Here is a 14,118-nt window from a genome sequence, read left to right as displayed (position 1 = left end):
TTGCTCACGTGTTACTCACCCGTTCGCCACTGATCCACCCCGAAGGGCTTCACCGTTCGACTTGCATGTGTTAAGCACGCCGCCAGCGTTCGTCCTGAGCCAGGATCAAACTCTCCGTCGAAAAACCATCGATCACCAGCCACCAAAGCAGCCGAGCAACCTAGATCATTTCACTTCATAGTTGACCTTGGACTCCAAACCCCGCACCGAGCTGGCAAGCCGGCACGGGGGTAGATCCCAAAGGAACCCCGATCCCCACCCACACAGGAGTGAAGACCATTGGGGGTTAATGCATTGGCATCAACATATTTCTAGCGCACTGTTGAGTTCTCAAGAACCGGACGCACGACTGTCAACCGCTTTCGCGGCTTCTCGTCTGCGGACTTCGTCCCAGCGTACCGGGCTCTTCGGCCCGGTCAGGACGCTCCTTGTTCATCGGCACCCGGTGCACGCTCTTGAGCGAAACCTGGCCGGTGTCCTTGGGAGAGTCCCGATCCACCCGCGGGAACCGGCCGGTTGCCCGTCCGTTCCTCCCCGCTGGGGTGTGACAACTACGTTAACTGCGGGCCAGCAGCGGGTCAAATCCCGCTGTCACGTCCTCCGCCGGCGGGGTGTCGGGAGCGTCGGCGACGTCCTCGACGTGAGCCGCGAGATCCCGCAGCGCCACGCGAGCGGCCGACCGCGCGGCGTGCTCCGCCAGCGGCCTCCCGGTGAGGAGCGCCTCGTCGACGACCACGTCGTCGGGCACGGTCCAGACCCCCTCGACACCCACGACCCGTCGGAGCAGCGAGCTCACGCGCCGGGCGGCGGGGCTGCCCACCGCGCTGGCGCGCAGGCGGTTGACGACGGGGACGACGACTGCGTCCGGGGCCAGGTCCGGCAGACGCGTCCACGCGCGGGCGAAGCGCTGCAGACCGACGGGGTCCGCAGCCCCCACGACGAGGACCACGTCCGCGGTGCCGAGGACCGTCGCCAGCACCGCGTCACGCCCCGACTCCTCCTCCGCGAGGTCGTCCGTCCCGCCGGACAGGTCGACCACCGTCCAGTCGTGCGCGAGCGCCCCCACCTCCAGGACGCGCCGCAGCGCCGTCGGGCGCAGTTCTCCCCAGCGGGCACCGTCGGGGGCCCCCGTCAGCACGTGCAGACCCTCACCGACCACCGCCGCCCGCGCCGCGAGGCCAGCGGCGTCGAGACGACCGTCCGCCGCGGCGCGGACGCAGGCCAGCAGCGACGGCGCGTCGTCGAGCAGCCCCAGGGACTGCCCCACGGACGCACCGCGGGCGTCCGCGTCCACCAGCAGCACGCTGCGTCCCGCCTCGCCCAGTTCGGCGGCCACGTTGACCGCGACGGTCGTCCGACCGCAGGACCCGTGGGGTCCCCACACCGCGACCGTTCGTCCGGGAGCGCCGAACGCCTCCTCGACACCGGTCTCCGCCGGCGACGTCGGGGGCGTCTGCTCCGCTGCGGCCGCGAGCGCGACCTCGCGGGCGACGTCGGCGGGAGGTCGGTCCTCGACGGAGAACCGCGTCGCACCGAGCCCGCGCCACCGCCGTTCGGCGTCCTCCCCGGCCGCCCCGGCGGGCAGCAGGACGACGGTCCCGACGCCCCGTCGTCGCAGGTCCGCGAGCACCTCCGTGTCGACCCCCGGCAGGTCGGCACCCAGGACGACGGCGCGCGCCAGACCCGCACCCACCGCAGCCAGGACGTCGGCGACGTCGGCGCACCGGCGGACGACGACGACCTCGCGCCGCAGCGGCTCCCAGCCGGCGAGCAACCGGGACTCCGCCGGACCGGGGACGGCGACGAGGACGGGCAGGCTCACGCGCCACCGCCGGGAGCGCTGCCGGGCACGGGCACGAGGACGAGGTCGTCGTCGGCCGTGACCGCCTGCAGCACGGCGGGCAGGGCGTCCTGCGGGACGACGACCTGGACGTCCGCGCCGGAGCGGGTCGCGAGCGCCCCGCCGCCGGTGACCACAGACGCCACCTCGGCCGAGGCGACGAGCTGCTCCGGGGCCGGCGCCGCCTGCGCGCCGTCCGTCGACCCGGCGAGGGTGCCGGCGTCGCGCGCCGGGACGACCCAGACGTCGACGAGGGACCCGACCACGAGCCCGGGCGGGACGGCGCCCTCGACCGGCACGGTGACGGGCCGGGCGGACAGGTCGTCCGCACGCCCCACGGAGGCGCGGGGCAGCAGTTCGCCGGCCCCCAGACCGCGCAGCGCAACGGCCCGCTCGCCCAGGGCGGCGTCCGCCGGGGTGTCCGTCGGCACGTACCGCGCGGCCGTCGTGGCGTCGAGGCGCACCTCGACCACCGTCAGGTCGGCGGAGGTGAGGCGCTGACCGGCGCCGACGGCGTGCGCCAGGCCCCACACCGTGGTGGTGTCCCGCGCCTGCCCGACGACGACGCTGCCGAGGACCACGCTGCCCGTCACGAGGAGGACTCCGACGAGCAGCCGCGGGTCGCGCCACGAGGGCGCCACCACCCTGCGGGTCGTCGTTCCGGTCGTGCCCCCCGCGCCGACGTCCCGCCCTCGCACCGGTCGCACCGCTGTCCGCACCCGTCCACCCGTCCCTCGCCCGTCCGTCCTGGTCGACAGTCATGGTGGGGCTCCGCGACCTCGGCCCCCCGCGGTTGTCCACAGGCCACCCGATCGGGCCAGAGGCGACCGGGTGACGTCGTGGCAGGATGCGGACACCGCCGGGTCCCGTGCCCGACAGTGCCCCTCGAGTGCTCAGGAGAGCCAGCGTGCCTGCTCGATTCCTCCCGCTCGCGGACGTCGCCGAGACGCTCGCGATCTCCTCGGCCCAGGCCTACGCGCTGGTCCGGACGGGTGAGCTGCGCGCCATCAAGGTCGGTGGCCGGGGCCAGTGGCGCGTCGAGGACACCGAGCTCGAGGACTACATCCAGCGCATGTACGCGCAGACCCGGGAGATCGTCCTCGCCGGCGGCGAGGACCACACCGTCTGAGTGCGCCCGGGGCCCTCACGGGGCCTCGTGCACCGCCAGCACCGCCGCGAACGGCAGCGTCAGGACCTCGTCCCGGTCCGCCCCCTCCCCCGGCAGCAGGTCGACGTGGTCGGCCCCCACCCGGCCCAGGCGTGCGACGTGCGAGCCCGTGGCCGTGCGCACCCGCACCCGCACCCCCGCCTCGCCGAGCGCCCGCAAGGCCATGAGGAACGTGCGTCGCGCCGCGACCGGGCTCAGCGGCGGGGCGCTCCAGTCCGGCACACCGCGCACCCCGACGACGGCGTCGGCGGGCAGCAGCACCTGACGCCCCTGGGGGCCGTCGGCCTCCGGACCGGCGCCGGCCGTCAGCAGGTACCACCCCGGCCCCGCCGAGAGCACCCGACCCACGAGCGTCGACCCGTCAAGCAGCGACCACGTCAGCGCACCCCGGGCTGCGCGCACGCGGTCGGCGAGGACCACCGTCGCCTGCTCGCGCCGCGTGCGGTCGGCCACCTCCGCCGCGAGGTCCTGCCGGCGCGCGTGCTCGGCCTGACCCTCGAGGTCGTCGAACAGGTCGTCCCAGCGCACGCGTCCCACGGTACGAGCGCACGCGTCAGCACCGCGCGTGACGGCGCCGGTGACCTCGCCTGACGGTGCGTCAGCCGGTGCCCTCCGATCGGGCGCACCCCGGACCGTTCCCTGGTCCGCCGCACAGGGTCTCGGTAGACATGCCGCAGCAAACAGCAGCAAACGACATCCAACCGCCGCCCGAACCCCTCAGGAGCCCCATCGTGCGCCCACCGTTCCTCGGCAGCCAGGACCCCGCCGAGGTCGTCGTCGGTGTGTGCGTCGTGGTCGGCCTCGCGGTGGCGCTGTGGCTCGCCCTCAGCGTCGTGGTCGCGGTCGTTGACGAGGTGCGGGTCCGCCGCTCCCCCCGGCGCGCCGTCCGCCTCACACCGGGGGTGCCGGCCGTCGTGCGACGACTCGTCGCGCTCGTCGTCGGGCTGCTCCTGGGGTCCGCCGCGCTGTCCGCCCAGGCTGCGTCGCCGGCGGTTCCCGAGGTCGGGTGGGCCGCCACGGCGACGCTCGACCCGGGGTGGCCGACGGCGGCGAGCCGTGCGGCGCCCGTGGAGGTCGGGTGGGACGCGCCAGCTCCGCGGACCGCCCCCACCCGGGACGTCGCCGGCGAGGTCGTGGTGCTGCGCGGCGACAGCCTCTGGTCGCTCGCCGAGCGCCGGCTCGGCCCGGACGCCACCCGCGGCCAGGTCCTGGCGGAGCAGGAGCGCCTCTACGCCGCGAACGCCCACGTCATCGGGGACGACCCCGACCGGCTGCTGCCGGGCCAGGTCCTGCGCCTGCCCTGAGAACTCCCCCGACCCGACCGACCCGATCCCGCCGAGGAGAACCCCCGTGCCCAGCACCGCCACCCGCACCGGACGGCTGCCCCGCTACGTCGACGACGAGGACGCCTTCGGCGCCGAGGGGCCGGTCCTCACGCACCTCAGCCCGGACCAGGGCGTCCTCGAGCTGGAGCTGCAGGACCTGCGGCTGCTGCCGCCCGCAGAGCTGCCGGAGGTCACGGGCTGGACGAAGCGGTACCTCGTGACGCTGCTGGAGGTCCTGTCCGGGCAGCGGCCGACGCAGCAGCTGCTGCGCTGGTCCAGCGCCGACATCTACAGCGGTGTCCAGCGCAAGGCGGCCGTGCAGGCCCGGCTGCGCTCACGTGTGCGGCCGGCGGCGCGCGGCGCCGTCCGGGCCGCGCACGTGTCCTCGCTGCGCGTCTCGTTCCCGTTCGACGGGATCGCGGAGGTGAGCGCGGTGCTGCGCGACGGCGACCGCGTCAAGGCGGCGGCGCTGCGCGTCGAGCGGTGCACCGACCGCTCCGGCGACCGGTGGCGGGTCACCGCGCTCGAGACGCGGTGACCCGGCCGGCGCCAGGGGGTCAGACCTCGCGCTGGGCGCGCTCGGCCGCGCGGCGCTGGGCGCGGTTGCCCGTGGCGGCCTCCGTCGCCTGCGCGTCACCGGCGTGCACCTCGACGTCGCCCTCCGCCGTGGGGGCGGAGTACTGCAGCTGCTGACGGACCGGCGGAGCACCGAAACCGGGCGGCGTGGCGGCGACACCGGCCTGGGCGGCCGGCTGGACCTGCAGCGAGAACAGGTACCCGACCGACTCCTCCTTGATGGCGTCGGTCATCGCGCCGAAGAGCTGGTAGCCCTCGCGCTGGTACTCCACGAGCGGGTCCCGCTGGGCCATCGCCCGCAGGCCGATGCCCTCCTGCAGGTAGTCCATCTCGTAGAGGTGTTCACGCCACTTGCGGTCCAGGACCGACAGGACGACGCGGCGCTCGAGGTCGCGCAGGGCCTCGGCCCCCAGCTCCTCCTCGCGGGCGTCGTAGCAGGCCTGCGCGTCACCGCGCATCTCCTCGACCAGTCGCTCGACGGTGAGGTTCCCGCGGCCACCGGCGGCCTCGACGACCTCCTCGGGCGTGATCGAGACGGGGTACAGGCTGCGCAGTGCCGTGAACAGCTCCTCGAGGTCCCAGTCCTCGCCGAAGCCCCGGGCGGTGGCCTCCGAGACGTACGCGGTGACGACGTCGTCGATGAAGTGGCGGATCTGGACGTGCAGGTCCTCGCCCTCGAGCACCTTGAGGCGCTCGGTGTAGATGACCTCGCGCTGGCGGTTGAGGACGTCGTCGTACTTCAGGACGTTCTTGCGGATCTCGAAGTTGCGGCCCTCGACCTGGCCCTGGGCGCTCTGGATGGCGCGCGAGACCATCTTGGACTCGATCGGGACGTCCTCCGGGATGCCCGTGCGGGTCAGGAAGCTCTCGACGAGCGCGGCGTTGAACAGGCGCATGAGGTCGTCGGTGAGCGAGAGGTAGAACCGGGACTCCCCCGGGTCGCCCTGGCGGCCCGACCGTCCGCGCAGCTGGTTGTCGATGCGGCGCGACTCGTGGCGCTCGGTGCCCAGCACGTAGAGACCGCCGAGGTCGCGGACCTCGTCGTGCTCGGCCTGGACCGAGGCGTTGGCCTGCTCGAGGACCTCCGGCCAGGCCGCCTCGTAGGCGTCGGGCGCCTCGTCGGGGTCCAGGCCCTTGTCCTTCATGGCGGCGACCGCGAGGAACTCGGCGTTGCCGCCGAGCATGATGTCCGTCCCGCGGCCGGCCATGTTCGTGGCGACCGTGACGGCGCCCTTGCGGCCGGCCTGCGCGACGATCGAGGCCTCGCGCTCGTGCTGCTTGGCGTTCAGGACGGTGTGCTCGACACCGGCCTTGGTCAGCAGGTTGGAGAGGTACTCGCTCTTCTCCACGCTCGTCGTCCCGACGAGGACCGGCTGCCCCGCGGCGTGGTGCTCGGCGATGTCCTCCACGACGGCCGCGAACTTGGCCTGCTCGTTCTTGTAGACGAGGTCGGGCTGGTCGATGCGGACGGCGGGCCGGTTCGTGGGGATCGGCACCACGCCCAGCTTGTACGTCTGGTGGAACTCGGCGGCCTCGGTCATGGCCGTCCCGGTCATGCCCGAGAGCTTGTCGTACATGCGGAAGAAGTTCTGGAGCGTGATCGTCGCGAGCGTCTGGTTCTCGTTCTGGATCGGCACCCCCTCCTTGGCCTCGATGGCCTGGTGCATGCCCTCGTTGTAGCGGCGGCCCGCCAGGATGCGGCCCGTGTGCTCGTCGACGATGAGGACCTCGTCGTTCGGGGACACGACGTAGTCCTTGTCCCGCTTGAAGAGCTCCTTGGCCTTGACGGCGTTGTTGAGGAACCCGATGAGCGGGGTGTTGACGCTCTCGTAGAGGTTCTCGATGCCGAGGAGGTCCTCGACCTTCTCGATGCCGGCCTCGAGGATGCCGATGGTGCGCTTCTTCTCGTCGACCTCGTAGTCGACGTCGATCGTCAGGCGCCGGACGATCTTGGCGAACTCCGTGTACCACTTCGTCGGGGCGTCGGAGGGGCCCGAGATGATCAGCGGGGTGCGGGCCTCGTCGATGAGGATCGAGTCGACCTCGTCGATGACGGCGAAGTGGTGGCCGCGCTGGACCATCTCGGAGACGTTCCACGCCATGTTGTCGCGCAGGTAGTCGAAGCCGAACTCGTTGTTCGTCCCGTACGTGATGTCGGCCGCGTAGGCCTCGCGCCGCTCGTCGGGGCGCATCCGGGACAGGATGCAGGAGCTCGTCAGGCCCAGGAACCGGAAGACGCGTCCCATGAGGTCGGACTGGTACTCGGCGAGGAAGTCGTTGACCGTGATGACGTGGACGCCCTTGCCGGTCAGCGCGTTGAGGTACGCCGGCAGCGTGGCGACGAGCGTCTTGCCCTCACCGGTGCGCATCTCGGCGATGTTGCCCTGGTGCAGCGCCGCACCACCCATGAGCTGCACGTCGAAGTGCCGCTGGCCCAGCGTGCGGCGAGCCGCCTCGCGGACGACCGCGAAGGCCTCCGGGAGCAGGTCGTCGAGCGTCTCGCCACCGGCGAGGCGCTCCTTGAAGCGGTCGGTCTCGCCCCGCAGCTCCGCGTCGCTCATCCCCTCGAAGTCGGGTTCGAGGGCGTTGACCTGCTCCGCGATGCGGTGCAGACGCTTGACGACGCGGCCCTCGCCGGCGCGGAGGACCTTTTCGACGATCGCTGGCACCCCATCACTCTAGCGGCGCAACGCGGGGTGACGGGGACCTCACGGTGACCCTGGGACAGCAGAGGTGGCTCAGCGCGACTGGTCCAGCATCCTCCGCACGTCGGTGGGCCGCACGCCGCTGATCGGGACGGGCACGGGCGCGGGTCCCCGGCCCGCCGGGGGCGAGGGGGCGAGCGGGATCGCCAGCGCGCCGTCGCGGGGCACGGGGGCCGGGCCGAACTCCCGGGCGAAGAGGGCGGCCGCGTCCAGCGGGCCCTCGTCCGTGCCCTCCTCCCGGGCCTCCCCCGCCGCCTCGTCGGTGAACTCGACGAGGTCGGCCAGGGCCGGGACGGCGGCCGTCGGCTCGACCGGGCCGAGCTCGTCGGCCGTCAGCTCCGACCCGAGCTCGACGACCGAGCGGGGCGCCCCGAGCAGGATGCCCTGGGCGACCGAGCAGCCGGCCTCGGTGAGCAGCACCGCCTGCTCGGTGCGCTCCACGCCCTCGGCGACGACACCGAGGTCGAGGGCGGCGCCGAGTTCGCACAGCGTCCGCACGGCGGCGAGCGCGTCGACGCCGTCGGGACCGTCGATCTCGGCGATGAGCGTGCGGTCGAGCTTCACGCCGTCGACGGGCAGCTGGCGCAGCGGCGCGAGTGAGTGACCCGCCAGGACGCCCCCCTGACCGGGGTCGAGGGTGGCGAAGTCGTCGAGCAGGATCCGCGCCCCCGTCGCCCGCAGCTTCTTCAGCCGTGCGTTGAGCATGTCGGGGTCCTCCGCGAGGAGGCCCGCGGGCACGTCGAGGACGAGCGCGGTGGGGTCCAGGCCGGCGGCCGTGAGCGCGGCGCGGACGTCGTCGGCCGCACCGCGCGTCATGACGTGCGCGGCGGACAGGTTGACGGTGACGGACAGGTCCGGCACCTGCTCCCGCCACGCGGCGGCCTGCGTGCAGGCCGTGCGCAGCACCCAGCGCCAGAGCTCCTCGACGGCCGGCGAGCGCTCCGCCCCGGCGAGGAAGGCGCCCGGTTCGAGGACACCGCGGGTCCGGTGCCGCCAGCGCAGGAGGGCCTCGGCGCCGACGACGGCACCGTCGGCGAGCCGGACGATGGGCTGGTAGGCGAGCTCGAACTCGTCCTCCTGCACCGCGCGCAGCAGGTCGTGCTCGAGCTGGCGGCGCAGGCGGTCGGCGTCGTGCATGTCGGCCTCGAAGACGACCACGCCCCCGGGGACCGTGCCGGCCGCGACGGCCGGACCGGCCGCGTGCGACTCGGCCTTGGCCATGTACATGGCGCTGTCGGCGCGGCGCAGGAGCTCGGCGGCGCCGACGCCGTCCTCGGCGATGGCGATGCCGATGCTGGCCCCGACGCGCACCGTCGTGCCGTGCGTCTCCAGCGGCATCGCCACGTCGGTCTGCACGCGGGTCGCGATGCGCTGGGCGGCGCGGCCGGGGTCGACGTCGCGCACGAGGAGCGCGAACTCGTCCCCGCCGAGGCGGGCGGCGACGTCGTCCCCCCGCAGGCAGCGCCGCAGGCGCCGGGCCACGCGGGACAACACCTCGTCGCCGGCGGCGTGCCCGAGGGAGTCGTTGACCTGCTTGAAGCCGTTGAGGTCCACGAACAGCACGGCCGTCCCGAGACCGTCGGAGTCGGTGACGCGCAGCGCGACCTCGAGCTGGCGCAGCAGCGTCGCCCGGTTCGGCAGGCTCGTCAGGGAGTCCGAGGACGCGGCCTCGACGGCGCGCACGGTGTCGGCGTGGCTGAGGGCCATGCTCGCGTGCTCGGCGAAGGCCCGGAGCACGGTCGCGCCGACGGGGTCCAGCGGACCGCTGTCGCGGGTGTCCAGGACGAGGGCGCCGACGCTGCGGCCGTTGATGTGGACGGCGGCGGCCGCGGGCACCTCCTCGTCGCCGACGGCGACGCCGAAGCCGCCGAGGGCGTTCGCGGCGGCGAGCGCCAGCGCGGGGTCCAGGACGGGGTCGCCGACGGCGGCGACGACGCGCATCTGCATCTGCGAGCGCGGGTCGGCCAGGACGAGGGTGACGGCACGGCCGTCCATGAGCTCGGAGGAGCTGGCGGCGATCTGGACGAGCAGCTCCGGCAGGGGCCGGCGGCTGGAGACGGCGCGCTGGAAGCGGACGGACGTCGTGAGCACCTGCTCGCGCTGGCGCAGGGCCTGCTGCAGCTTCGTGCGCTCGGCGGCGCCCTGGGCACCCTGCTGGCGGTGCCAGCGCTCGCGCTCGCGGCCGTGCCGGCCCAGGACGACGAGACCGAGGACGCGCCCGACGAGCCGGACGGCGGCGAGACCCTCGTCGGGGTCGCGCTGCTCGTCCGAGCGCCCGACGACGAGGTGGACGCCGGACAGGCCGGGGACCTCCACGACGCTCGTGCGCACGCGGCCGAGGCCGGGGACGGCGAAGGCGCCGCCGCCGTCGCGCACGACGCGGGCGAGCCCGCGCTCGGGCAGGAACCGCTGCCCCAGCCCCACCCCGCCGTGGACGTGGGGGCCCTCGCAGACGGCGACGACGTCGGCGTCGACGAGGTCGGCCACCAGACCGGCCGCCCGGCTCAGGACGTCGCGCTCGCTGGTCCCGGCCGACAGCTCCGCGAGCACGTGCTCGAGCAGCCCGGCGGCGTGCTCGACCTGGTCGGCGGGGAGAGCAGCGAGGTCCACCTCCCGTGTGTCGGCGGGACGCGCGGTGATGTTGAGGTTCCCGGGGCCGCACTCACCCGTTCGTGGACCGCCCGCCACCCAGCGCCCGGCTCAGGGTCCCGGCCAGGTCCCCGCGCCCGGCGACGACCACGTCGTCCAGCCCCTGCCAGCGGGCCAGGTCGCGCAGCTCGTCGGCCAGCTCGTCGGCGGTCCGCGGTGGGGCCGTCGGCTCGGCGTGGGCGCCCTCGACGCGCAGGACGCCCGCGCGGCGGTCGGCCTTGAGGTCGACCCGGGCGACCAGGTCCTCCCCCAGCAGGAAGGGCAGGACGTAGTAGCCGTGGACCCGCTGCTCGCGCGGGACGTAGAACTCCAGCCGCACGCTGACGCCGAAGACCTCCTCGGTGCGCGGCCGGTGCCAGACGAGGGGGTCGAAGGGCGTGAGCAGGGCGCGGGCGTCGACCCGGGGGGCGACGGCGCCGACCCAGCGGTAGGCGGGGCGGTGCGCGGCCCAGCCGCGCACGCGGACGGGTTCGAGCCGGCCCTCCTCGACGAGTTCGGCGACGGCCTGCCGGGACGGGCCGGGTGCGAGGCGGAAGTGGTCGCGCAGGGTGGGCTCGGTCGCGACGCCGTTCGCGCGGGCGGCGATCGCCACGAGCTCGCGGACGGCGTCGGCCGGGGCGGGGTCGGGCGCGTCGCGCACCGCCGGCGGCAGGACGCGCCCGGCGAGGTCGTAGCGGCGCTCGAACTGCGGGGTGCGACCCGCGGCGGAGAGCCGGCCCGCGAAGAAGAGGTGCTCGCAGGCCCGTTTGACGTCCGACCAGTTCCAGCCCCAGTGGTCGGTGGGGCGGGCCGCGCCCGAGCTGAGCGCCGCCTCCAGCTGCCGGGCCGTCGACGGACCGTGGGTGGCGAGGTGCTCCTCGACGGCCTCGAGCAGGTCCGGGCGCTCGTGGGCGATGCTGCGCACGCTGCCCCAGGCGTCGGAGGCGGCGCGGTCCATCCGCCAGCGCAGCAACCGGTGGGTCGCGGGGGCCACGTAGGACGCCTCGTGCGCCCAGTACTCCACGAGCCGGCGCGGGGCCCGGTGGGCGGCGCGGTCGACGAGCTCGGTCGGGTACGGGCCCAACCGGCTGAAGAAGGGGAGGTAGTGGCTGCGGCACAGCACGTTGACGCTGTCGATCTGCACGACGCCGAGGCGGTCGACGACCCGGCCGACGTGGGCGGCCGTCACGGTCGCGGGCCGGCGCCGGCTGAACCCGGAGGCCGCGAGCACCGCGCGGCGGGCCTGCCGGGCCGAGATCTCCTCGACGGCGCGCGGTCCGGCCGCCCCCGTCACGACAGTTCGACGATCTTCTCGCGCACGGCGTAGACGACGGCCTCCATGCGCGAGTGCAGCTGCAGCTTCTCGAGGAGGTTGCGGACGTGGTTCTTCACCGTGTTCTCGCTGATGCCGAGCTGCCCGGCGATCTCGCGGTTGGGCAGACCGCGGGCCAGCAGCCGCAGGACCTCCAGCTCGCGCGGGGACAGCCGCGGCGCGCCGGGCAGACCGAGGTTGCGCTCCTCGTCGCGGCGACGCATGGCGTTGAACTCCCCGAGCAGGAGGCCGGCCATCTTGGGCGTGATGAGCGACTGGCCCGTCATGACCGAGCGCACGGCGTCGGCGACCTCCTCGGCCGGCACGTCCTTGAGCAGGTAGCCGTTGGCCCCGGCCCGGACGGCGCCGAAGAGGTCGTCCTCCTCCTCCGAGGAGGTCAGCATGAGGATCTTCGTCGACGGTGCGACCGCCTTGATCTGGGCGCAGGCGTCGATCCCGGAGCGGCGCGGCATCCACACGTCCATGAGGACGACGTCGGGCAGCAGCTCCTCGACCCGCTCGACCGCCTCGGCCCCGTCGGAGGCCTCGCCGACGACGTCGAGGTCGTCCTCGACGGACAGGACCATCTGCAGTCCCCGGCGGAACAGCGAGTGGTCGTCCACGACGACGATCCGGATCGCCTCGCTCACGGCGCCCCCTCCCCTGTTCGCGCTGGACCGGACGCGGGCGGTCCGCTCCCGGGACGACGATCTTGGCACGGACGGCACCGGGCGCCACCCCCCGGTACAGGGAGTGGCGCCCGGTCACGGAATCCCGTGGGTCAGCGCATGGCCGCCGCGACGACGGCCGTCAGCGCCGCGTCGGACGCGGCCCTCCCGTTCGCTGCCCCTTCCGCGGAGCCGTCCTGCGGCGCCTGCTGGACGTCGAGGTGGATGACGCCGTAGTCCCAGCCGCGGCGCCGGTACACCACGCTCGGCGACCCGCTGGCGGCGTCGACGAACAGGTAGAAGTCGTGCCCGACGAGCTCCATCTCGTAGAGGGCCTGGTCCAGCGTCATCGGGACCGCGTCGTGCCGCTTCTCGCGGATGACGACGGGTGAGGCGTCCTGCAGGGCGGCCTCCGGCGCGTCGGCCGTGGGCGGGGTCGAACCGGCCATGACCGCGGGGGTGGGTGCCGCGTCGCCGCCGACCTGCTCGGCCAGCGGGCGGCCGGGGTCGAAGGACCCCGTCAGCACCTCGTCGGACAGGCCGGCCGTGGCCTCGTGGACGGAGGTGGGCCGGTGCCGGCCGTGGTGCACCTTGCGGCGGTCGCGGGCGCGCCGCAACCGTTCGAGGAGCTTGGTGGTGGCGAGGTCGAGCGCCGCGTACGGATCGTCGGCGCAGGCCTCGGCGCGCACGACCGGTCCCTTGTCGCGGACGGTGATCTCCACCCGTTCGCAGTTGCTCGCCTGCCGACGGTTGTTCTCGTGGGAAACCTCGACGTCGATGCGCTGGGCGCGGGGCGCGAACTGGCTGACCTTCGCCTCCAGCTTGTCCTCGACGTGCCGCCGGAACCTCTCCTTGACGTCGGTGTGCCGTCCGGTGACCACAACTTCCACGGGATGCCTCCCTCGTTCGAGCTGGCGGCACCGGCACGTGGGGCCGGCCCGCCTCGGACCGTCACCTCGTGCCGCGGACCACCCCCGGGGGGAGGGCGCGGTGAGCAGGCGGGCAGGGACGGGACCGGGGGTCTGCACCCGTGACGTCCACGGGGGCGACACCCCCTGGGACACCGTCGCTGGCCGCCATGCGCCAACGCTAGACCCCCGACGCCCCGCCTGCCCAGGCGGGACGCGCCGGCCACCCGTCCGGCACCCGTCACGCGCCGTCCTCCCGCCGTCCACTCACGCGACCGTCACCGTCAGCACGCCGTCCACCCGGGCGCCGCCCGCGCGGAGCGCCCGGACGGCCTCGCCGGCGGTCGCCGTCGTCGTGACGACGTCGTCGAGGACGACGCACGGGCCGGTGGGCGGTCCCCCGCGCAGGGCGAACGCGCCGTGGACGTTGGCGCGCCGTCCGGCGGCGTCGAGGTCTGTCTGGTCGCGCACCGCCCGCACCAGGTGCAGGCACCGGTCGACCCCGGCGTCGCGGCCGCCGGCCCGGAGGCGACGGGCCGTGCGCGCGGCGAGGTCGGCGACCAGGTCACCCCCGCGGGAACGGCGGCTGGCCCGCCGGGTGGGCACCGGCACGAGCCGGACCGGACCGGTGGGCACGAGCTCGCGCAGCTGGGCGGCGAGGGCGTCGGCCAGGACCGGTCGGGCCTGCGCCCGGTGGCGTTCCTTGACGGCCAGCAGCAGCTGGCGGGCCGGGCCGTCGTGCCGTGCGCACCCGCGCACGGGGGTGCCGTCGGGCAGCTCGGTGAGGACTCCCGTGCGCACGGCCCGGGCGCAGGGACCGCAGCAGACCGGGCCGGGGCGAGCACAACCGGCGCAGTGGGCGGGCCACACGAGGTCCGCGAGGTCCTCGAGGTCCGCGAGAGCGGTGACGTGGGCGAGGACGGCGCGCTGGGCGGGACGGGGCACGGGGACAGCGTGCGCGCGGACGGACGGGGGCGGTGGGCGCCGT

The 14,118-nt window shown here is 74.5% G+C and carries 12 protein-coding genes and 1 rRNA gene; 3 read left to right on the top strand and 10 right to left on the bottom strand.

Translation table 11 applies throughout. The features are described 5' to 3' along the window. From AB1207_RS12225 to AB1207_RS12215, 3 genes are all read right to left on the bottom strand, one after another. A 16S ribosomal RNA gene (locus tag AB1207_RS12225) occupies positions 1-121 on the bottom strand; the annotation flags it as partial. A 435-nt stretch (positions 122-556) separates the two neighbouring features. Next, positions 557-1,822: a CpaE/TadZ family protein gene (locus AB1207_RS12220; RefSeq protein WP_367638614.1), complete on the bottom strand. Its 1,266-nt coding sequence runs from the start codon at positions 1,820-1,822 to the stop codon at positions 557-559. After that, entirely contained in the window at positions 1,819-2,484 is a 666-nt protein-coding gene (locus AB1207_RS12215) for a hypothetical protein (RefSeq protein ID WP_367638612.1), read from the bottom strand. Before AB1207_RS12215 ends, AB1207_RS12220 begins: the two co-directional genes overlap by 4 nt. A gap of 263 nt (positions 2,485-2,747) precedes the next feature. Here AB1207_RS12215 and AB1207_RS12210 point away from each other — a divergent pair, with 263 nt between their 5' ends. Beyond that, a complete protein-coding gene (locus AB1207_RS12210) occupies positions 2,748-2,969 on the top strand; it encodes a helix-turn-helix transcriptional regulator (protein ID WP_367638610.1) in 222 nt (73 codons plus the stop codon). Positions 2,970-2,984: 15 nt separating this feature from the next. Here AB1207_RS12210 and AB1207_RS12205 read toward each other — a convergent pair whose 3' ends face one another. Next, positions 2,985-3,536: a hypothetical protein gene (locus tag AB1207_RS12205; protein WP_367638609.1), complete on the bottom strand. Its 552-nt coding sequence runs from the start codon at positions 3,534-3,536 to the stop codon at positions 2,985-2,987. 203 nt (positions 3,537-3,739) lie between these two features. On the opposite strand from AB1207_RS12205, the gene AB1207_RS12200 reads away from it, so the two are divergent. Both AB1207_RS12200 and AB1207_RS12195 read left to right on the top strand, forming a co-directional pair. Further along, entirely contained in the window at positions 3,740-4,312 is a 573-nt protein-coding gene (locus AB1207_RS12200; protein WP_367638607.1) for a LysM peptidoglycan-binding domain-containing protein, read from the top strand. A gap of 46 nt (positions 4,313-4,358) precedes the next feature. Continuing rightward, positions 4,359-4,871, top strand: a complete 513-nt coding sequence (locus AB1207_RS12195; protein ID WP_367638605.1) for an Rv3235 family protein — start codon at positions 4,359-4,361, stop codon at positions 4,869-4,871. Between the two features lie 19 nt (positions 4,872-4,890). Here AB1207_RS12195 and secA read toward each other — a convergent pair whose 3' ends face one another. The 6 genes from secA to AB1207_RS12165 form a co-directional block, all read right to left on the bottom strand. Next, positions 4,891-7,578, bottom strand: coding sequence for a preprotein translocase subunit SecA (gene secA / locus AB1207_RS12190; RefSeq protein WP_367638604.1), 2,688 nt, complete (start codon positions 7,576-7,578; stop codon positions 4,891-4,893). A 69-nt stretch (positions 7,579-7,647) separates the two neighbouring features. Beyond that, the gene (locus tag AB1207_RS12185; RefSeq protein WP_367638603.1) at positions 7,648-10,224 is read right to left on the bottom strand and encodes a putative bifunctional diguanylate cyclase/phosphodiesterase; all 2,577 of its coding nucleotides are present in this window, start codon (positions 10,222-10,224) and stop codon (positions 7,648-7,650) included. 52 nt (positions 10,225-10,276) lie between these two features. Further along, positions 10,277-11,536, bottom strand: coding sequence for a winged helix-turn-helix domain-containing protein (locus tag AB1207_RS12180; protein WP_367638602.1), 1,260 nt, complete (start codon positions 11,534-11,536; stop codon positions 10,277-10,279). After that, the gene (locus AB1207_RS12175) at positions 11,533-12,273 is read right to left on the bottom strand and encodes a response regulator (protein ID WP_437178921.1); all 741 of its coding nucleotides are present in this window, start codon (positions 12,271-12,273) and stop codon (positions 11,533-11,535) included. Before AB1207_RS12175 ends, AB1207_RS12180 begins: the two co-directional genes overlap by 4 nt. A 62-nt stretch (positions 12,274-12,335) precedes the next feature. After that, positions 12,336-13,112: a ribosome hibernation-promoting factor, HPF/YfiA family gene (gene hpf / locus AB1207_RS12170; protein WP_367638601.1), complete on the bottom strand. Its 777-nt coding sequence runs from the start codon at positions 13,110-13,112 to the stop codon at positions 12,336-12,338. Between the two features lie 285 nt (positions 13,113-13,397). Further along, positions 13,398-14,075, bottom strand: coding sequence for a ComF family protein (locus AB1207_RS12165; protein WP_367638600.1), 678 nt, complete (start codon positions 14,073-14,075; stop codon positions 13,398-13,400). Between the last annotated feature and the right edge of the window lie 43 nt (positions 14,076-14,118).

This window comes from Kineococcus endophyticus, from assembly GCF_040796495.1.
Classification (GTDB): Bacteria; Actinomycetota; Actinomycetes; order Actinomycetales; family Kineococcaceae; genus Kineococcus; species Kineococcus endophyticus.
This window is presented reverse-complemented; position numbering and strand designations above follow the sequence as displayed.